Origin of the sequence: Streptococcus sp. 400_SSPC, assembly GCF_001072745.1 — a bacterium.
GTDB classification, from domain to species: Bacteria; Bacillota; Bacilli; order Lactobacillales; family Streptococcaceae; genus Streptococcus; species Streptococcus xiaochunlingii.
The window spans coordinates 25,863-45,744 of record NZ_JVIQ01000005.1 but is presented as its reverse complement, the minus strand read 5'-3'; the positions used below and the strand labels follow the sequence as shown (position 1 = coordinate 45,744).

General features: G+C 41.8%; 17 protein-coding genes. 14 read left to right on the top strand and 3 right to left on the bottom strand.

All coding sequences use genetic code 11. The features are described from left to right. Positions 1–223: 223 nt before the first annotated feature. The 3 genes from ADH49_RS01320 to ADH49_RS01315 all read right to left on the bottom strand — a co-directional run bounded on the left by ADH49_RS01320 (position 224) and on the right by ADH49_RS01315 (position 2,585). Positions 224–1,441 (bottom strand): transporter, encoded by a 1,218-nt coding sequence (locus ADH49_RS01320; protein WP_048688376.1) that lies wholly within the window; start codon positions 1,439–1,441, stop codon positions 224–226. After that, positions 1,438–1,614 carry a hypothetical protein gene (locus ADH49_RS10245; RefSeq protein WP_172605101.1) on the bottom strand — a complete coding sequence of 59 codons (177 nt, stop codon included), beginning with the start codon at positions 1,612–1,614 and terminating at the stop codon, positions 1,438–1,440. Before ADH49_RS10245 ends, ADH49_RS01320 begins: the two co-directional genes overlap by 4 nt. Before the next feature lie 110 nt (positions 1,615–1,724). After that, the gene (locus tag ADH49_RS01315) at positions 1,725–2,585 is read right to left on the bottom strand and encodes a helix-turn-helix domain-containing protein (protein ID WP_048688373.1); all 861 of its coding nucleotides are present in this window, start codon (positions 2,583–2,585) and stop codon (positions 1,725–1,727) included. A gap of 203 nt (positions 2,586–2,788) precedes the next feature. Between ADH49_RS01315 and ADH49_RS01310 the strand changes: the two genes are divergently transcribed. The 14 genes from ADH49_RS01310 to murC all read left to right on the top strand — a co-directional run bounded on the left by ADH49_RS01310 (position 2,789) and on the right by murC (position 19,878). Then, positions 2,789–3,331 carry a YceD family protein gene (locus tag ADH49_RS01310; RefSeq protein WP_048688370.1) on the top strand — a complete coding sequence of 181 codons (543 nt, stop codon included), beginning with the start codon at positions 2,789–2,791 and terminating at the stop codon, positions 3,329–3,331. A 325-nt stretch (positions 3,332–3,656) separates the two neighbouring features. Continuing rightward, positions 3,657–5,081: an NADP-dependent phosphogluconate dehydrogenase gene (gene gndA / locus ADH49_RS01305; RefSeq protein WP_048688367.1), complete on the top strand. Its 1,425-nt coding sequence runs from the start codon at positions 3,657–3,659 to the stop codon at positions 5,079–5,081. Between the two features lie 9 nt (positions 5,082–5,090). Beyond that, a complete protein-coding gene (locus tag ADH49_RS01300; RefSeq protein WP_048688364.1) occupies positions 5,091–5,780 on the top strand; it encodes a response regulator transcription factor in 690 nt (229 codons plus the stop codon). A 291-nt stretch (positions 5,781–6,071) separates the two neighbouring features. Further along, a complete protein-coding gene (locus ADH49_RS01295; protein ID WP_048688382.1) occupies positions 6,072–8,255 on the top strand; it encodes a PTS transporter subunit IIBC in 2,184 nt (727 codons plus the stop codon). 63 nt (positions 8,256–8,318) lie between these two features. Beyond that, positions 8,319–9,134, top strand: a complete 816-nt coding sequence (locus ADH49_RS01290; RefSeq protein WP_048688360.1) for an endonuclease/exonuclease/phosphatase family protein — start codon at positions 8,319–8,321, stop codon at positions 9,132–9,134. A 113-nt stretch (positions 9,135–9,247) separates the two neighbouring features. Continuing rightward, entirely contained in the window at positions 9,248–9,721 is a 474-nt protein-coding gene (nrdR, locus tag ADH49_RS01285) for a transcriptional regulator NrdR (protein WP_006595763.1), read from the top strand. After that, positions 9,722–10,894: a DnaD domain protein gene (locus tag ADH49_RS01280; RefSeq protein WP_048688357.1), complete on the top strand. Its 1,173-nt coding sequence runs from the start codon at positions 9,722–9,724 to the stop codon at positions 10,892–10,894. Further along, on the top strand, positions 10,895–11,794 hold the full coding sequence (gene dnaI / locus ADH49_RS01275; RefSeq protein ID WP_048688354.1) for a primosomal protein DnaI: 900 nt from the start codon (positions 10,895–10,897) through the stop codon (positions 11,792–11,794). Further along, positions 11,791–12,507 (top strand): NADPH-dependent oxidoreductase, encoded by a 717-nt coding sequence (locus tag ADH49_RS01270; protein WP_048688351.1) that lies wholly within the window; start codon positions 11,791–11,793, stop codon positions 12,505–12,507. The genes dnaI and ADH49_RS01270 overlap by 4 nt, the downstream gene beginning before the upstream one ends. 16 nt (positions 12,508–12,523) lie before the next feature. Beyond that, positions 12,524–13,834, top strand: coding sequence for a ribosome biogenesis GTPase Der (gene der / locus ADH49_RS01265; RefSeq protein ID WP_006595767.1), 1,311 nt, complete (start codon positions 12,524–12,526; stop codon positions 13,832–13,834). 6 nt (positions 13,835–13,840) lie between these two features. Then, the gene (locus ADH49_RS01260) at positions 13,841–14,287 is read left to right on the top strand and encodes a hypothetical protein (RefSeq protein WP_048688348.1); all 447 of its coding nucleotides are present in this window, start codon (positions 13,841–13,843) and stop codon (positions 14,285–14,287) included. 420 nt (positions 14,288–14,707) lie between these two features. Next, a complete protein-coding gene (locus ADH49_RS01255) occupies positions 14,708–17,803 on the top strand; it encodes a DEAD/DEAH box helicase (protein ID WP_048688345.1) in 3,096 nt (1,031 codons plus the stop codon). 57 nt (positions 17,804–17,860) lie between these two features. After that, entirely contained in the window at positions 17,861–18,529 is a 669-nt protein-coding gene (locus tag ADH49_RS01250; protein ID WP_048688342.1) for a hypothetical protein, read from the top strand. A gap of 14 nt (positions 18,530–18,543) precedes the next feature. Then, positions 18,544–19,878, top strand: coding sequence for a UDP-N-acetylmuramate--L-alanine ligase (gene murC / locus ADH49_RS01245; RefSeq protein WP_048688340.1), 1,335 nt, complete (start codon positions 18,544–18,546; stop codon positions 19,876–19,878). The last annotated feature ends 4 nt before the right edge of the window (positions 19,879–19,882 follow it).

Genomic DNA, 19,882 nt, shown 5'->3' with positions numbered 1-19,882 from the left:
AGCGAACTTCGAAGAAGTTCCATGACTTAGTTTTGGACCTAAGGTTCCAAAACTCCCGAGTGCTAGAAACAACCTTGTTTCTAGCACTTTTCTCACGGCGGAAAGTTTCAGTAGATGATTGAATAACTATAAAGATAAAAAAGTATTTATCTTTATAGAAGTTAATAGAATTGTATAAAAGATAACTTTGTCTTTACGCTCAATCCACCCAATGGTGGTTTTTTTATTTAGTTGTTAAGAGGAGGGTAGTGAAACCAAGGATGGCATAGATCCCCCAAGCTAGGGGAAGGCTCCAGATAGCTAGACTAGAAAAGAGAGCTGTTCCAATGGGCATGGCAAAGCTGACCATCAGTCCCAAAAAGCTAGAGGTAGACGCTAATTTTTCAGCGGGTAATTTACTCATTAAGAGACTGGAAACTTTTGGGTTGATTTTTGCAACAAGATAACCAAGGAAAGTGATGAGTAGAAGGGAAAGGAAATCCCAGTGCACCAGAATATTTGTGAGCCCAAGCATGGTCAGCCCACCTGCTATCCACAGGAGGATATGGTGGAGTGATTGCTTGGAAAAATAATCATGGGGTGTCAGGCTAGCCCAGACCATGCTTAAAATAGTCACAGCCTCTAAGATCAAGAGCGACTGGCTAAAGCTCAACTGAAAGAAGGGGGAGTGAAGCAGTTGCAAATTGTAGATGCCAGAGATGGATCCCCCTAAAGCATTGATGAGAACCAATGAGAAGAGCAACTTGCCAAAGTGGTGGACCTCCTCATCTGCAAAAATACTTTTGGCGTTCTGGTACATCTCTTGGCATTCGTGTACCAAAGAATTCTTACTTTTGGGCTCAATAACGGGATCATGTGTCAGCTGTTTGTTTCTCATCAGGAGACAGGTAGAAGACAGGAGAAAAGTCACGGCATTGATCGAAGCGACCAGAGCAAAATGTTGATGGCTGATGGCTAGTAACCAAACTCCTAGGGCTTGTCCAGAAATCGAACAGACCATACTAAGTAGTTGGTTGAAGGAATAGGCCTCCATCAAATCCTCGTCGGGGATGTTCTTTTTCATGATGGGGAGTTGTAGGCCCCCGCGATAATCGCTCAAACAATCTGAAACAATGTTTAAGAAGCAAACAATCGAAAAGGCTAGGTAACCCGGAATCTTGGTCATGAGAGCAATAAGGATGAAGAGCATCGCTTGGAGATAGCCGATGCGAATCAACCAGTTAGCTTTTTTCTTCGTGTGGTCAGCCTTCATGCCGACAAAAATGGTAAAGAGGCTGGGAATAAATACAATGAGATTGGCAATGCCAACAGCCAGACTAGGCTGAGGCATGCTGGCAGCAAAGACCACAAAGACCAGATTGTAGATGGCGGCACCAAGGGTATTCAAAAAGCGAGAAAGACTGAGTAAGGCAAAAATTTTATTACGAGCTAAGAGTTTCATAAGCCTTCCTCCTTCACGTGATCAGTTGCTAGGACTTGTTTGATAGATCGAACGATCTGTTTGAAGAGGTCTAGTTTCTCATCATCAGAGAGAAGAAGTTCCTGATCCTTCAGATAAACGCTGGTATGTGAGAGAAGAAAGCGGAGGAAGTAGTTTTTTAGTTTGGTCATCATGGGAAGAACCTTCTTTCTTTGCTTGATGATCCTATTGTAAACCTAAAAAGCAAGAAAAAATTAATGTTGCATATTTTCAACAAAAACTCACGGAGTAGATCTGTGAGTTTTTAGGATTTATTGATCAGTTCTTGCAGGCCCTGTTTGTAGTAGTTGGCACTGTCCTTACAATCCAGAATAGAGAGAACCTGGATGGCCTGTTCCATCTTTTCAAGACCGATTTCTTTTTCTCCCTTTCGATAGAGAAATTCTCCTTTGGCGTAGAGATAAACCGTCCGAAGGTAGGCTTCGTTCTCAGAGTAAAAGTGGTTGTTAATCAGGTGATCAAAATAGGTTGCATCTTCAAATTCATTTGAACTAATGGCGAGAAAAAAGCCATTAAGGAAAATAGAATTGATGGCAGGACGAGAGGAATCTAGGAGAAGCTTGAAGTCCTCCCGTTGGACCAACTCCTCTGTGTATTGTCGATAGAGCTGACTAGAGAAAAGAGGAGAGGTCAGTGAAAATAGGCTTAACTCAAAATTTCCCCAGACCATGACAGAGAAGAGGTAGTCATAGAGGAATTCTAGTTCCTCTTGGCTAGCAGCAAACTCTACCTCAGGATAGTTGCCAAGCATTTGGGCCTTGAGAATAATGCTGGCTAATAAGTCTTCTTTTTTGTGATCTTTCTGATAGGCTAGCTGGTAGCTTTGGTACAAGGCTTGATCATGTTCCAAGCTCATGTTTTCATAGTGCTCTTTCAACAATTTGGGAATAAAAGAGTGCTGATCGATTCCAGCTAGATGGGAAAACTCACTGAGGCTGGTTTTGATTTGTTGAAGGGCCTGAAAAAACCGTTGCGTCGTCAGGTCATTTTCCCCTCTTTCAAATCGAGATAGCATGGAGCGCGAAAATTCGCCACCCGTAGCCTCCTCTAAAGAGATGTGGCGACTTTCACGTATTTGCCGAAAAACTGTTCCGATTTCTTTCATGAATTCTCCTCTATCTAACATTGATCAATGCACTAGCAAGTGACCATCTTTTGTTCAAGAGATGTGGGACCATTGTGTACAACACCAATTTGCCTAGTCTCTGTATTTTTTTATGATTATAACAAATTTTTGAGGAGACATCTTGGTTGAAGGGACAGCTTCATGATATACTAGTAATATCTAGAAGATTTGAGGACAACAGAATGAACTTATTTACACAAGAAATCCGTAAAAATCCTGAAGGACTTGCATTTGATCAAGAGTTGGATTTGTTAAAAGAATTGCAAAAGCGTAATCCAGAAATTCTTGATTTGAAACATGTGACAGCGACAGGTCGAGTAGCTCATGATACAGGTCTTTATGTCTTGGATTACCAGTTGAACTACACCATCGTTTTGGCATCTAGTCGAAGCATGGAACCTGTTGAACTCCAAGAAAGCTACCCTGTGACAGAGGTGTTCGCTGAGGATGTACAGTCTGATGCAGATATCGAAGCTCTTGAGGAAGATCTGATTCTTCCCATTGAAGGGGGCAAGATTGACCTAAGTGAGAGTGTGGCAGACAATATCCTGCTCAATATTCCTCTCAAGGTTCTCACTCCAGAAGAAGAGGCTGGTAAAGGCTTTATCGAAGGCAATGATTGGAAGATCATGACAGAGGAAGAGTACCAAGAAGCTCAAGCGATCAAGAAAGAAGAAAACAGTCCCTTTGCTGGTCTCCAAGGTTTATTTGATGAAGAAAAGTAATCTTTGACAAGAGGCTCGCTGAAGGAAGGTGAAGATAGGTTTCTGGAACAGAAATTGAATGTCCTTTTCTGGCAGTAAGTCAAAGGTAGAAATGATGCAGATCAACAAGTAGTGAAAATTCTTGAAGCCAATGAATGAACTTCTAAAGCAGATGAGTAGAATCGATTGGAAAGTGTCTGAGGATTGTAACTCAGGCACTTTTTGTTTTTTGCTTCAAAGTAGATAGGAGCTATCTTTCTACATGAAGGGGCAGGAGATGATTTTCTACTTTCATTTGATGTCAAAAAATGGTAGAATATAGGCAAACTATAAAGAGGAGTGTCACATGACAAAAGCAAACTTTGGTGTTGTTGGTATGGCCGTAATGGGTCGTAACCTTGCCCTTAATATTGAATCTCGTGGATACACAGTTGCTATCTATAACCGTAGTAAAGAAAAAACAGAAGATGTTGTTGCTTGCCATCCTGAAAAGAACTTCGTGCCAAGCTATGATATCGAGAGTTTCGTAAACTCAATCGAAAAACCACGTCGGATCATGCTCATGGTTCAAGCAGGACCTGGTACTGACGCAACTATCCAAGCCCTTCTTCCACATTTGGACAAAGGCGATATCTTGATCGACGGAGGAAATACGTTCTACAAAGATACAATCCGTCGTAATGAAGAGTTGGCGAACTCAGGTATCAACTTTATCGGTACAGGTGTTTCTGGTGGTGAAAAAGGTGCCCTTGAAGGTCCTTCTATCATGCCTGGTGGACAAAAAGAAGCTTATGAATTGGTAGCAGATGTTCTTGAAGAAATCTCTGCAAAAGCACCAGAAGATGGTAAACCATGTGTGACTTACATCGGTCCTGATGGAGCTGGTCACTACGTGAAAATGGTCCACAACGGTATCGAGTATGGGGACATGCAATTGATCGCAGAAAGCTATGATTTGATGCAACACTTGCTTGGCCTTTCAGCTCAAGACATGGCTGAAATCTTCACTGAGTGGAACAAGGGTGAATTGGACAGCTACTTGATCGAAATCACTGCGGATATCCTTGGACGCAAAGACGACGAAGGTCAAGATGGCCCAATCGTTGACTACATCTTGGATGCTGCAGGAAATAAAGGAACTGGTAAATGGACTAGCCAATCAGCGCTTGACCTTGGTGTGCCATTGTCACTCATTACTGAGTCAGTATTTGCACGTTACATCTCCACTTACAAAGAAGAACGTGTACACGCTAGCAAGGTGCTTCCAAAACCAGCTGCTTTCAAATTTGAAGGAGACAAGGGTGAGTTGATCGAAAAGATCCGCCAAGCCCTTTACTTCTCAAAAATCATCTCATACGCACAAGGTTTTGCGCAGTTGCGTGTCGCTTCTAAAGAAAACAACTGGAACTTGCCATTTGCAGACATCGCATCTATCTGGCGCGATGGCTGTATCATCCGTTCTCGTTTCTTGCAAAAGATCACAGATGCATACAACCGTGATGCAGATCTTGCTAACCTTCTTTTGGACGAGTACTTCTTGGATGTAACAGCTAAGTACCAACAGTCTGTTCGTGACATTGTAGCTCTTGCTGTACAAGCAGGTGTACCAGTACCAACCTTCTCAGCAGCCATCACTTACTTTGATAGCTACCGTTCAGCGGATCTTCCAGCGAACTTGATCCAAGCGCAACGTGACTACTTTGGTGCTCACACATACCAACGTAAGGACAAAGAAGGTACCTTCCACTATTCTTGGTACGACGAAAAATAATTGTAGGTTATGACAAAGCGGATATTACTAGTAGAAAATGAAAAGAATTTAGCGCGCTTTATTGATTTAGAACTTCAAAAAGCAGGATATGTAGTTGATTTGGTAGAACAAGGGGAAATCGCCTTGAAACTCCTGCAGGCTACAGAATATGATTTAATTCTTCTCAATTACGAACTAGAAGATATGAGTGGGGAAGATTTTGCTCAACGCCTGAGTAAGATTCGTCCTGCAGCAGTCTTGATTGTCTTAGATAGTCGTGAGAAAATTTCTGAGCATATGGAGAGTATCCAACGATTTGCAGTGTCTTATGTTATCAAACCATTCGTGATCAGTGATTTAGTTGAGAAAATCATCGCTATTTTTAGAGGCCGTGATTTTATTGACCAACATTGTAATCAGATGAAAGTTCCTACTTCTTATCGGAATTTACGAATTGATTTCGAGAATCATATGGTGTATCGGGGAGAGGAAGTAATTGACTTGACACGTCGTGAGTATGATTTGTTAGCGACTTTGATGGGAAGTAAGCATGTCCTTAGTCGGGAGCAATTGCTGGAGCGTGTCTGGAAGTATGAGAGTACAGCAGAAACCAATATCGTTGATGTCTATATTCGCTATCTTCGTGGAAAAATAGATCTCCCAGGACAAAAGAGCTATATCAAAACTGTCCGAGGTGTCGGCTACCAAATGCAAGAATAACAACATTCCCTTTGATGAGAAATCTCAAAGGGATTTTTTGTTTGTCAAAAAGGAAAAGGAAGGAAGAAGAAATTTTTAAAAATTTTTTTAAAAAAATTTTTAAAAAAATTGTGAAAGAAGCAAACGTTTGCTTATATTATAGGCTTTTCAAGGCCTTTATCTATAAAGATTGTGAATTAAAAATATAGATGTAAGGGCTTTACAAATGAAAAAAAAGTGGTATAATAGTAATCGTGATATGCAAACGTTTTCTTATATTCGGGCATTTCAATTTTATAAGGAGGTCGAATGATGAATAAACAATCATTCAAAAGTCTATTTAGCTTTGAATTTTGGCAAAAATTCGGTAAAGCGTTGATGGTGGTCGTTGCAGTTATGCCGGCGGCAGGTCTGATGATCAGTCTTGGTAAAACGATTGCAATGATTAATCCAGAACTTGGTTTCTTGGTAACTACTGGTGGTGTTCTTGAACAAATCGGTTGGGGAGTTATCGTTAACCTTCACATTCTCTTTGCATTGGCTATCGGTGGTAGCTGGGCAAAAGAACGTGCTGGTGGTGCCTTTGCAGCAGGTCTATCCTTTATCCTGATTAACCGTATCACTGGTGTGATGTTCGGTGTAACAGGAGATATGCTTAAAGATCCAAAAGCACAAGTTCATACTCTTCTTGGTGGATCTATCAAGGTTGCTGATTACTTTACGAGTGTTTTAGAATCACCTGCCTTGAATATGGGAGTTTTCGTTGGTATTATTGCCGGTTTTGTAGGAGCAACAGCCTTTAATAAATACTACAACTACCGCAAGTTACCAGATGCCCTATCATTCTTTAATGGGAAACGGTTTGTTCCATTTGTCGTTATCCTTCGTTCTGTAATTGTGGCTCTTGTCTTGTCATTCTTATGGCCAGTAGTCCAAACAGGAATTAACAACTTTGGTATCTGGATCGCTAACTCAAAAGAGTCAGCACCAATTATTGCACCATTTGCCTTTGGTACTCTAGAACGTCTTTTGCTTCCATTTGGTCTTCACCACATGTTGACCATTCCAATCAACTATACACAATTGGGTGGTACTTATGAAGTGCTTTCTGGTATCTCAAAAGGTTCGACTGTATTCGGTCAAGACCCACTTTGGTTAGCTTGGGTGACTGACTTAGGAAATACAAAAGTTTCTGATCCTGCTACTTACCAATACTTGTTAGATACCTTCACACCTGCTCGTTTCAAAGTGGGACAAATGATCGGTTCATTTGGTATCTTGATGGGGGTTGCTCTTGCTATCTATCGTAATGTAGACCCTGATAAGAAACACAAATACAAAGGGATGATGATTGCGACTGCTCTTGCAACCTTCCTTACAGGGGTTACAGAACCAATCGAGTACATGTTTATGTTTGTAGCTATGCCTCTTTACCTCGTATATGCAGTGGTACAAGGTGCAGCCTTCGCGATGGCAGATATCGTCAATCTACGTGTCCATTCATTTGGATCAATTGAGTTCTTAACTCGTACACCAATGACCATTAAAGCGGGTATTGGTATGGATATCATTAACTTCATCTGGGTAACTGTTCTCTTTGCAGTGATCATGTACTTCATTGCAAACTTCATGATCCAGAAATTTAACTACGCAACTCCTGGACGTAACGGAAACTACGAACAAGCTGAAGGAGATTCAGAAGCATCTGAAACTTCAGGTAAAGTAGCCGCTGCTTCACAAGCAGTTAACGTTATCAACCTTCTTGGTGGACGTGCCAACATCGTAGATGTGGATGCATGTATGACTCGCCTTCGTGTGACTGTTAAAGACGAAACTAAAGTTGGAACAGAAGAACAGTGGAAGGCTGAAGGTGCGATGGGACTTGTCATGAAAGGACAAGGGGTTCAAGCGATTTACGGTCCAAAAGCGGACGTATTGAAATCAGATATCCAAGATTTGTTAGACTCAGGTGAAGTGATTCCTGAAACTCTCCCAAGTCAAAAAGCATCTTCTCAACAAGCAGAAGTCAGCTTTAAAGGGGTGACAGAAGAAGTTCACTCAGTTGCTGAAGGACAAGTCATTGAATTAGAAAAAGTTCAAGATCCAGTCTTCTCACAAAAAATGATGGGTGACGGATTTGCAGTTGAACCAGCAAATGGTCAGATCGTTTCACCAGTAGCTGGTAAGGTGACAAGCGTCTTCCCTACCAAACACGCACTTGGTTTGGTAACAGAATCTGGTCTTGAAGTTCTCGTTCATATCGGTCTTGATACTGTAAGTTTGGAAGGAAAACCTTTCACAGTGAAGGTAGAAGAAGGCCAAACAGTGGCAGCGGGAGATTTATTAGTAGAAGCAGATTTGGATGCTATTCGTGAAGCTGGACGTGCAACGTCAACAGTTGTAGTCTTCACAAATGCTGCAGCTATTCAATCTGTCACTCTTACACAAACTGGTCAACTTCCAGCAGATGCTGTGGTTGCCAAGGTTGAATTATAATCTATGAGAGTCATTCCTTGTATCCATCGGATACAGGGAATTCTCTATTAGGAGAGTAGGATCATGAAATTTTTGACTTTGAACACTCATAGTTGGATGGAAGAAAATCCCCAACAAAAATTTGAGGACTTAGTAGCAGACATTATTGAAAAGCAATACGATCTGATTTGTTTCCAAGAAATCAATCAGGCCATCGAAAGTCCAGCTGTTCCAGTTAATGACTTATATCATCCAACTCCTTCTGCGGAGCCGATCCATCAGGATCACTATGTTCGTTGTTTAGTTGAAAAATTAGAAGAAGAAGGATTAAGCTATCACTGGACTTGGGCTTACAACCATATCGGCTATGACCGTTATCATGAAGGCGTGGCGGTTCTATCACGTACCCCAATCCAGGCAAGCGAACTCTTGGTTTCAGATGTGAATGATCCAACAGATTATCATACACGACGGATTGCCATTGCAGAAACCCAAGTTGATGGGAAAGAAATTGCGGTTGCCAGTGCCCATCTATCTTGGTGGGACAAAGGTTTCCAACAAGAGTGGGCACGTTTAGAAGAGCGTTTCAGCCAATTGCAGAAACCCTTAATCTTAGCCGGAGATTTTAATAATCCAGCTGGTCAAGAGGGTTATGAGGCAATACTAGCGAGTCCGCTAGCTCTTCAAGATAGCTTTATTGAAGCCCGTCAGACCAAGGGGACTTACACAGTAGGTCCTGGAATTGATGGATGGGATGATAATCAGGTACCTTTGCGGATTGATTATGTTTTCACTTCAAAAGAATGGGTTATCGAACGACTAGAAGTTGTGTTTGATGGTTCCAACCAACCTCTTGTCAGCGACCATTATGGTTTGTCAGCTGACTTGTATTTACCATAAGATTCAAATCCCTATGCCTTTAGGAGGCTAGGGATTTTCTTTGTTTCGCTTGCTTTCACTTTAGCCCTAAATATGATAGAATAAAGTATTAAGAAACGATAAGGAGGGTGTCCATGCGGTGTCCAAAATGTGGCGGAAACAAGTCTAGTGTTGTAGATAGTCGCCAGGCAGAAGATGGGAAAACGATTCGTAGAAGAAGAGAATGTGATGAATGTCATCATCGCTTCACCACTTATGAACGAGTAGAAGAGCGGACTCTTGTTGTGGTGAAAAAAGATGGCACCCGGGAACAGTTTTCTAGAGATAAAATATTTAATGGGATTATTCGATCAGCTCAGAAACGTCCCGTATCGAGTGACGAAATTGAGGAAATTGTGGGTCGCATCGAACAAAAGATTCGAAGCCAGAGTGAAAATGAGATCCAGAGTGACTATATTGGATCACTGGTCATGGACGAGTTAGCAGAGTTGGACGAAATTACCTATGTCCGCTTTGCGAGTGTCTATCGTAGTTTCAAGGATGTTGGTGAATTGGAAAGTCTCTTAAAACAGATTACCAAAGGAACGAAGAAGAAAAAGGAAAAATAGATGAAGCCCAATACTTCATTTTCTTTCTTGAAGAATAATTATTTGGCGCCTACAGGAGCCTCCTTTACGCATCTGTATGGACCAATATTAGGTGTTCAAGCAAGTCAATTATATACTTTTCTGCTGAGTCTCTATGATCAGGGGAAAGAAAAACGGCTGATTGCTGTCATTTTAAATCATCTGGATCTAGGTTTCGCTCATTTTCTCGAAAGTCTAGACCGCTTGATTGCCATGAATTTATTAGAGGTTTATGAAACAGAAGAAGGACTTCAGTTCCGATTTGTGCCTCCGCTAGAAGCAGATCAATTTTTTGCCAATGTTGCTTATCAGAAATTGCTGGAGAAAAAAATAGGAGAAGCGGCAGTTCGTGACTTGCTTCCTGAAAAACCAGAGGGCGAAAAACGGAAGGTGAACTTTGCCTCTGTCTTTGGGATTGATGGAGTTTCGACCCATCAGAAGAAAACATCTTCCTTCAGTTTGGAGCACTTTAAACAATTAATGGCGAGGGATGGTCTCCGTTTTGAGAACGAACAAGAAGACCTCTTGGTTCTCTATGCCATCACAGAAGAGAAGAATTGGACTTGGTATGAGACCTATCTCTTGGCCAAGGAGACAGCGGCTAATAGGCTCATTTCGACCAAGCGGATGAGACAGAAACTAACCCAACAACCACAGGAAAAAGGTAAGGATGAGTTCACTCCGCAGGAAAGAGCCATTATCCGGGAAGCTAAAAATAAGTCCAGTCTCCAATTTTTAGCAGGAATTAAAAAAGCGCGTAAGGCTGTCGTTACCCAATCTGAGCGTCAAGTGATTTCTGATTTGGCCCAGTTAGGCCTATTAGATGAAGTCATAAACGTAATCTTGTTGTTGACCTTTAATAAGGTTGCTTCTGCCAATCTTAATGAGAAATATGCCTTAAAAGTTGGGAATGATTTTGCGTATGAGGGAATTAAAACGGCTGAAGAGGCTGTCCTGAAGATCCGCCAGCGCCAAGACTCCCATACACAAAAGGCAAAAGAGAAAGCAACTAAGAATGGACAAGCGACTGGGAAAACTAATGTTCCAAAGTGGAGCCAGCCTAACTATACCAATCAGACCAGCCAGGAAGAACAGGCTGATTTGGAACAACAAAAACGGGCCTTGCTCGAGAAATTAAATCAAGGAGGGGAGTAAATGGAGAGCGTAGGGAAAACCATGTCCCAGATGAATCGATCACAGCAGTTCAATTATGAAGAATTGGTAGCTCAAATTCTCGCCGAACCTGAGATTGCAAACTTTATTCAAAAGGAAGCCTTGTCGGAAGCAGAAATCCGTCGCAGTATTTCCAAATTTAACCAATACATCAGTGAACGGAATCGCTTTGTCCTCGGGGATGCAGATTATATTGCAAGAGGGTATAAGCCTGTATTGGTCATGAATGAGGGCTATGCGGATGTTTCCTATGAAGAGACACCTGAGTTGATTGAGGCACAAAAACAAGCTGCTATCAATAAACGCTTGCAACTGATCAACTTGCCAAGCACCTTGAAGGAAGCTTCCTTAGCGAAAGTCGATTTGGATGATCGGGGACGTTTTGGAGCATTTGAAGAGTTGGCCAATTTTGTTGCTTCCTATCCTCAAGCCCGTAAAGGAATTTTTCTATACGGAGATTTCGGAGTTGGGAAAAGCTATATGATGGCAGCTCTTGCTCATGATTTATCTGAAAAACGTCAGGCTTCCTCCTCCATTCTACATTTCCCAAGCTTTGTCATCGATGTTAAAAATGCCATCAACACAGGGCAAGTTAAAGAGATGTTGGATCAGGTCAAGAAGGCTGAAATCTTGATTCTAGACGATATTGGGGCGGAGCAGATGTCGCCTTGGGTCCGGGATGAAGTCTTGCAAGTGATTTTGCAACACCGGATGCAGGAGATTCTTCCAACCTTCTTTACTTCGAATTTCAATTTAGAAGATTTAGAACGTCATTTTGCTACATCACGGAATGGAGATGAGACTTGGCAAGCCAAACGTGTCATGGAGCGAATTAAGTTCCTTGCTAAAGAAGTCCGCCTAGAGGGAGAAAATCGCCGATGAATACTGTAATTGATTTGATGAAATCTCATTCTTCTGTCCGTCGCTTTAAGGAGGAGGACATCAAAGAGGATGACCTTCAAGCGATCCTAACAGCAGGACAGATGGCTTCCTCTTGGAAGAACTTCCAGTCTTATTCCATTATCTTAGTGAGAAGCCAGGAAAAGAAAGAGGCGCTTTACCAATTCGTCCCTCAGGAGGCGATTCGTCAATGCTCTGTTTTCTTACTCTTTGTAGGAGATCTCAACCGAGCTGAAAAAGGGGTTCGGATGCATACGGATCAATTCCATCCAGAAGGACCAGATAATTTATTGATTACTTCTGTAGATGCTGCCTTGGCAGGTCAGAATACCTTGCTGGCTGCTGAAAGTCTAGGCTACGGAGGAGTCATTATTGGTTTGGTTCGGTATGAAGCAGCTGAAGTGGCGAAACTATTTAACTTACCAGACTACACCTATCCTGTCTTTGGGATGGCTTTAGGAGTGCCAAATCAGAACCATCCTGTGAAGCCCCGCCTTCCTTTGGAAGCTGTTGTCTTCAAAGAAAGTTACCAGGAGCAGACTCCTGAAGTGATTGAAGCCTTTGATCGAGTACAGACTGCCTATGCTGGGGCACGGGCAACGGATACTTGGAGCCAACGTTTGGCTGCCCAATTTGGACAGGAAGAACCAGCTGCTACGGCAGAATTATTAAAGAAACACCAACTAGAAAAATAAGAGAAAAGAGGACACCATGGCTTTACCTACTGTTGCCATTGTAGGACGTCCAAATGTCGGGAAGTCAACGCTCTTTAACCGGATTGCCGGTGAGCGGATTTCCATTGTCGAGGATGTCGAAGGGGTTACTCGGGACCGTATTTATGCAACGGCTGAGTGGCTCAACCATCAATTTAGTATTATTGATACTGGCGGGATTGATGACGTGGACGCACCTTTCATGGAGCAAATCAAGCACCAAGCGGAGATTGCCATGGATGAAGCAGACGTCATTGTCTTTGTCGTATCTGGAAAAGAAGGGATTACCGATGCAGATGAGTATGTGGCTCGGATGCTCTACAAGACCCATAAACCAGTCATTTTAGCAGTCAATAAAGTCGATAATCCAGAGATGCGAACTGACATCTATGATTTCTATGCTCTTGGCTTGGGAGAACCCTTGCCAGTGTCATCTGTGCACGGGATTGGTACAGGGGATGTCTTGGATGCTATTGTTGAAAACCTTCCGACGGATCGGGAGCCAGAAAATCCAGATGTCATTAAGTTCAGCTTGATTGGCCGCCCAAATGTCGGAAAATCTAGTCTGATCAATGCCATCCTTGGGGAAGACCGCGTCATTGCCAGTCCTGTAGCAGGGACTACGCGGGATGCGATTGACACCCATTTCACCGATGCAGAAGGCCAAGAGTACACCATGATTGATACAGCCGGAATGCGAAAATCTGGTAAAGTATATGAAAATACAGAGAAATATTCTGTGATGAGGGCTATGCGGGCTATCGATCGCTCGGATGTGGTCTTGATGGTCTTGAACGCAGAAGAAGGAATCCGCGAGTACGATAAGCGGATTGCCGGATTTGCCCATGAAGCTGGGAAAGGGATGATCATCGTGGTCAATAAGTGGGATACCCTTGAAAAGGATAACCACACAATGAAGCAATGGGAAGATGATATTCGAGATCAATTCCAATACTTATCTTATGCACCTATTATCTTTGTCTCTGCTTTGACCAAACAACGCTTGCACAAGTTACCAGATATGATCAAGCAGATCAGTGAAAGCCAAAATACACGGATTCCTTCAGCTGTCTTAAACGATGTTATTATGGATGCCATCGCCATTAATCCGACCCCGACAGATAAAGGAAAACGTCTAAAAATCTTCTATGCGACTCAGGTTGCTACCAAGCCACCAACCTTTGTGGTCTTTGTCAATGAAGAAGAGCTCATGCATTTCTCTTACCTACGTTTCTTGGAAAATCAAATTCGGAAAGCCTTTGTCTTTGAAGGGACCCCAATCCATTTGATCGCTCGGAAACGGAAGTAGGTGTTTATGAAAATTTTGAAACAAGGACTCATGCTGCTTGTCTCATTCTTTGTATTTCTGGGACTAACAGCTTGTAGCGTTGAAAGAGAAGAGACCTACGAGAAAAAATATACAGATAGTCTTGTTCGAGTGACGATTCGACATAGATCCAATCAAATGATCTCTGAAGAGTTTTGGGCTGATAATTTTAATTTAAATATTGAAGATGATTCTGAATTCGAATATATTAAAAAAGAAATTGTTGATCCTAAAAAAGGAATTTCAGGCTATACAACAGATGTGACTCGTACGAAAGAGAACGGGTTGATGATTCATACTAAGATCATCTACCAAGACTTAGATGTTGAAGCCTTAAATAAAGCCAATGGTGAGAAAAAAACGATTGGAGAACTGGTCGATTATTCCGATCATATCAAGAACCTCAAAAAAGAAGGTTATAAGAGAGTAAAATAAAAGGAACACACTTGGTGTTCCTTTTAGAATCTAAACAAACCATTTTTAACATAAAATAGCTAGCTATATTTCAAATAATGACTTTTATTTTTGGAGTCATTCAAGTAGATCTGAAACTTTCCGCCGTGAGAAAAGTGCTAGAAACAAGATTGTTTCTAGCACTCGGGAGTTTTGGAACCTTAGGTCCAAAACTAAGTCATGGAACTTCCAGGATTGCTGAAATCATCCACTGGATAATTTCACCTAACCTCCGTACTCACCTAAGGGAAGTTTCTAAGAATACCTCTTCTTTAATTTGAATGGAAAAAAGCAGAGTAGGTGATAGTAAAATCAGGCATTGAATTCTTTACAATTCTTTGTCTTTTTTTCTATTTTAGAGGGGATATGATATAATAAAGAGATAAACATAAGGTGGTAAATATGGCAAAATTAATTCCTGGGAAAATCCGTTCAGAAGGAATCCTTCTCTATGAAAACGGGAAAGTTTCCCTACAGGAAATGAAGAATCAGTACCTCTATTTCAGAATTAACAATGACTCCCTCCGTTATAGTCTAGATGATCAAGCAATTTTTTGTAGTTGTGAGTTTTTCCAGAAGAAAAAATACTGTGTGCATTTAGCCGCAGGAGAAGCCTTTTTAAAAAATGATGAAGAAGGGAAGGAACTCTTGCTTGGTTTGGAGCAAGATGCAACAGAAAGTCAAGAAACAAAGGAAAAAGTATCTTTTGGAAGCTTGTTTTTAGATCAAGTCCTACCAAAAATTGAAAGCCAAGAAGTCCGTTTCGGTCTCTCAGCAACCGGTCATGTAGACGACTATTCCGGTCAATTTTTGTGGACCCTTCGTATCTATCGCAGACCGGATGAGAGAACTTATGTGGTGCGGGATGTTGTAGCTTTTTTGCAAGCTATCAGAAAACAGTCCCATTTTGCGATTGGAAAAAGTTATTACGAGCCGATTTCCTATGCAGCCTTTGACCCTGAAAGTCGTGCCTTAATTCGATTCTTAGAAGGCTTGTTATCGGGAGATACGGTGCATGATGCCCTCTTCTTTCCAAATGGGGGTCGTCATCTTTACTTTCCAATGAGTTTCTTTGAAGAAGCTGTGCAATTATTGATGGACCTACCGTCCTTTACCCTTGAAGTCGGACTGGATACCTATCAGGAAGTATTCTTTCAAGAACTCCAGGAAGATTCAGGTTTGTTTTCTTTCCAAGTAGTGGAAATGAAGGAGTTTATCGAACTACAGGTCCAAGTGGCTTCCTATAAAATGGTGGAAGGTCGCTTTCTTTTGGCAAATGGCCATTTTTATCAAATATCACCGCTTCAAAAGATTTTGATTGAGGCTGTGCAGAGTTTACCCCTCTCCAGTGATCAGAAAAGACATGTTCAATTTGATTTGTCTGATCAGACCAAATTAACCTATAGCTTAGAGCAATTCAGGAAAATTGGTGAGGTGAAAGCACCAAGTAATTTCTATATTCACGATTTTCAACCTCACTTTGCTTTTGATTTGTCGGAGCAAGGAGAAGTGCTGCTGGATCTAGTTTTTGTCTACGAGGACCGTATCGTTCGCTCTGAGAAAGAACTTAAGGATCTGCCTTATTCCAGTAATTTTGATAAGGAACGTTTGGTTTTTGAAACCATCTTGACAGCTGGCTTTACCAATCAATTTCAAACAAAACGAGCTCCTCTCCTTCCCAAGCAGATCTATCCCTTCTTTCAGCAGACCCTTCCCTTGTTTGAAGAACTGGGAGAGGTCGAAGTTTCGGATAAGTTGTTAGATCTGTATCAGGTTGAAAAGCCAAAGATTGCCATTCAAACCAGTGGTCGTCTCCTTGAGATTGGTTTTGAATTTGACTCCATTGATCCCTCTGAGGTTGAGCAAGTGATGAGTGCCTTGGTTGAGAAGAATGACTATTATATCAGTCAATCAGGAAAAGTTCTAATCTTTGATGAAGAAACCAAGCGGATCAGTCAGACTTTATTGAATCTTCGTGCAAAGAAGACAAAAACAGGTCAGTTACAAACCAATCGCATTGCAGCCTTCCAGCTCTCCCAGTTATTTGAGTCAGCTGACAATGTCCAATTTTCTGAAGAGTTTCGTCACTTGGCTCATGACTTGATTCATCCAGAACAATTTCCTTTGGGTGAGTTGCAAGTGACAGCTAAACTTCGAGATTATCAGGAAGTCGGAGTCCGCTGGCTATCCATGCTTAATCACTATGGCTTTGGGGGGATTTTGGCAGATGATATGGGACTTGGAAAGACCCTCCAGACCATTGCCTTTCTCTCAAGTGTTGCGACAGCGGATTCTAAGATTTTGATCTTAGCTCCATCTAGTCTAATCTATAATTGGAAAGAGGAGTTCGAAAAGTTTGCTCCACAAATGGAAGTGGAGGTTATCTATGGCCTCAAAGCAAGTCGCGACGAGGTGATTGCATGCAATCCTCAGGTAGCGATTACCAGTTACGCTTCCTTCCGCCAGGACGTAGAGCAATACGAAAAAAATCAGTACCAATACCTCATCTTGGATGAAGCCCAGGTCATGAAAAATTCCCAAACCAAGATTGCTCAATACTTACGGAAATTCGATGTTCCTCATACCTTTGCTTTGTCGGGAACGCCAATAGAAAACCATGTAGAGGAACTCTGGTCGATTTTCCAAATTGTGCTTCCTGGTTTGTTTCCGGGTAAAAAAGAATTTAAACAATTGAGTCCAGAGACTATTTCTCAATACGTCAAGCCCTTTATCATGAGACGGAAAAAAAGTGAAGTCTTGCAGGAGCTTCCAGATTTGATTGAGATGACCTATAAGAATGAATTGGCTGACGATCAAAAAACGATCTATTTAGCCCAGTTGAAGCAAATGCAAGACCGCATTCTAAGCTCTTCTGAAGAGGAACTCAATCGCAGTAAGATGGAAATCTTATCTGGTTTGATGCGTCTTCGTCAGATTTGTGATACTCCATCCCTCTTTTTAGAGGACTATACTGGAGAAAGTGGGAAGCTGGATAGCCTTCGAGAATTGCTAGAGCAGATCAAAGATGGAAACCAACGAGTGTTGATCTTCTCACAATTTAGGGGCATGTTGGATATCATTGAAAAAGAGTTGGATGCTCTGAAGATGACTTCGTTTAAAATCACAGGATCTACGCCAGCTAATGAGCGCCAAGATATGACCAACGCCTTTAACTCCGGTCAAGGGGATGCCTTTCTCATTTCCTTGAAAGCAGGTGGAGTTGGCTTGAATTTGACGGGTGCTGACACGGTTATTTTGGTTGACCTATGGTGGAACCCTGCGGTAGAAGATCAAGCCATTGGCCGTGCCCATCGAATGGGACAAGATAAGAATGTTGAGGTCTACCGGATGATTACTCGAGGGACCATCGAAGAAAAAATTCAAGAGCTCCAGACTAGCAAACGTCATTTAGTTTCTACCATATTAGATGGCACCGAAACGCGCTCCAGCCTTTCTATTGAAGAAATTCGGGAAATTTTGGGTATTTCGGTAGAATAACTTGAAAAATAAAATGAATAGTTTATAATTAATGGAGTGTCGAAAGGAAGAAATAGGATGACGGATAAGCATTTTCCTCAAGTAGCAGATGATGAATTGATGCTAACTCAAATGCCCCATATGAATTTATATGATGATGGGGACTTCATTAGTAATATTCTTGGGGAGTATACAGATAAAAACTATTTAGAATGGGAGCCAATTGCTACTGGAAAGGTAGCAGAGCAACCTTATCAAAAAAATCTACAAAAATCCCTTCAAAAACCATTTGAAGTGCCTAAGTCAAGAAGGCAGCCAATGACTCCTGATTTCAAGGAGCCTGTTGATAAAAAGAGCCCGGCGAATCGCTACGCAGAAGAAGCTCGTGAAGAAGCGCGTGCGGATTTGAAAAAGAAGCGGACGGCTCCGTATTTGACGGCGGATATTGCATCTAAGTCCAATCGTAAGAAATTCACCCCTTCTTTCATGCCAAAAGTGAAGCCAACAGCTCCATTTCGAAAAGAAACCCCAGGTGAATTGATCAAATACGGCGAGAGACTGAAACAAGAGCAATTGATCCTTTTAGAAGGTGCTGAGGAACATCCAGTTCAAGAATCCCACCAAGAAGAGAAACCCCAAAAAAATAATTATGATTTCTTGAAAAAGAGTCAAATCTATAACAAGGATCAACAAAACATTCCAACGAGACTCATTAAACAAGAACTCAATGTGACCAATCTGGACTAGCGAGAGGAGAAACTATGTCAAAAACATTTCATTTTATCGGAATAAAAGGAGCTGGTATGAGTGCCTTGGCACTCATGCTCCATCAGATGGGACACACTGTACAAGGATCTGATGTAGAGAAATATTACTTTACCCAAAGAGGTCTGGAGCAAGCAGGGATTACTATCCTACCATTCAGCGAAGAAAATCTTACTGGAGATCAAATCTTAATCGCTGGGAATGCCTTTAAACCTGAGAACAACGTAGAGATTGCTTATGCAGATGCTCAAGGCTATACCTATCAACGCTACCATGAATTCTTGGGTGAATTTATGCGTGATTTTGTCAGCATGGGAGTAGCAGGAGCTCATGGGAAAACCTCTACTACAGGAATTTTGTCTCATGTTCTGTCTAATATCACAGATACTAGCTATTTGATTGGGGATGGAACTGGTCGTGGTTCGAAAGGTGCTAAGTACTTTGTCTTTGAATCAGACGAGTACGAACGTCACTTTATGCCTTACCACCCAGAGTATTCGATTATCACCAATATTGACTTTGACCATCCTGATTACTTTACTGGCTTAGAAGATGTCTTTAATGCCTTCAATGATTATGCCAAACAAATTTCCAAAGCCTTGTTCATCTATGGTGAAGATCCTGAACTTCGTCGGATCACAGCCAAGGCTCCGATTTACTACTATGGATTTGAAAAAGAAGGTAATGATTTTGTAGCCAGTGATCTCTTGCGTTCTACTACGGGATCAATCTTTAGTGTTCACTTCCGTGGAGAAGATTTGGGACAATTCCAAATCCCATCCTTTGGACGTCACAATATCATGAATGCAACAGCGGTCGTTGGTTTGCTTTATATCGCTGGATTCGATCTTGATTTGGTTCGGGAACACTTAAAAACATTTGGCGGGGTCAAACGTCGCTTTACAGAAAAGATTGTCAACGATACCGTCATCATTGATGACTTTGCCCACCATCCAACTGAGATTATTGCCACTTTGGATGCGGCCCGTCAAAAATACCCAAGTAAGGAAATCGTAGCGGTCTTCCAACCTCATACCTTTACTCGGACGATTGCCCTCTTGGATGAGTTTGCGGATGCCTTGAATCAGGCAGATGCGGTGTACTTGGCACAGATTTATGGATCAGCTCGTGAAGTGGATCATGGGGATGTCAAAGTCGAAGATCTAGAAGCGAAAATTATTAAGAAATCCGGTGTGATTACAGCTGAAAATGTTTCTCCACTCTTGGATCATGACAATGCCGTTTATGTCTTCATGGGAGCAGGAGATATCCAGACCTATGAATATTCATTTGAACGTTTGCTTGGGAACTTGACCAATAACGTTCAATAGGGAG

Coding starts and splice junctions, on each gene's coding strand:
- murC (WP_048688340.1), top strand. CDS start 18,544: ATGTCAAAAACATTTCATTTTATCGGAATAAAAGGAGCTGGTATGAGT.
- ADH49_RS01255 (WP_048688345.1), top strand. CDS start 14,708: ATGGCAAAATTAATTCCTGGGAAAATCCGTTCAGAAGGAATCCTTCTC.
- ADH49_RS01295 (WP_048688382.1), top strand. CDS start 6,072: ATGAATAAACAATCATTCAAAAGTCTATTTAGCTTTGAATTTTGGCAA.
- ADH49_RS01250 (WP_048688342.1), top strand. CDS start 17,861: ATGACGGATAAGCATTTTCCTCAAGTAGCAGATGATGAATTGATGCTA.
- dnaI (WP_048688354.1), top strand. CDS start 10,895: ATGGAGAGCGTAGGGAAAACCATGTCCCAGATGAATCGATCACAGCAG.
- ADH49_RS01300 (WP_048688364.1), top strand. CDS start 5,091: ATGACAAAGCGGATATTACTAGTAGAAAATGAAAAGAATTTAGCGCGC.
- gndA (WP_048688367.1), top strand. CDS start 3,657: ATGACAAAAGCAAACTTTGGTGTTGTTGGTATGGCCGTAATGGGTCGT.
- ADH49_RS01260 (WP_048688348.1), top strand. CDS start 13,841: ATGAAAATTTTGAAACAAGGACTCATGCTGCTTGTCTCATTCTTTGTA.
- ADH49_RS01280 (WP_048688357.1), top strand. CDS start 9,722: ATGAAGCCCAATACTTCATTTTCTTTCTTGAAGAATAATTATTTGGCG.
- ADH49_RS01315 (WP_048688373.1), bottom strand. CDS start 2,585: ATGAAAGAAATCGGAACAGTTTTTCGGCAAATACGTGAAAGTCGCCAC.
- ADH49_RS10245 (WP_172605101.1), bottom strand. CDS start 1,614: ATGATGACCAAACTAAAAAACTACTTCCTCCGCTTTCTTCTCTCACAT.
- ADH49_RS01320 (WP_048688376.1), bottom strand. CDS start 1,441: ATGAAACTCTTAGCTCGTAATAAAATTTTTGCCTTACTCAGTCTTTCT.
- ADH49_RS01270 (WP_048688351.1), top strand. CDS start 11,791: ATGAATACTGTAATTGATTTGATGAAATCTCATTCTTCTGTCCGTCGC.
- ADH49_RS01290 (WP_048688360.1), top strand. CDS start 8,319: ATGAAATTTTTGACTTTGAACACTCATAGTTGGATGGAAGAAAATCCC.
- nrdR (WP_006595763.1), top strand. CDS start 9,248: ATGCGGTGTCCAAAATGTGGCGGAAACAAGTCTAGTGTTGTAGATAGT.
- der (WP_006595767.1), top strand. CDS start 12,524: ATGGCTTTACCTACTGTTGCCATTGTAGGACGTCCAAATGTCGGGAAG.
- ADH49_RS01310 (WP_048688370.1), top strand. CDS start 2,789: ATGAACTTATTTACACAAGAAATCCGTAAAAATCCTGAAGGACTTGCA.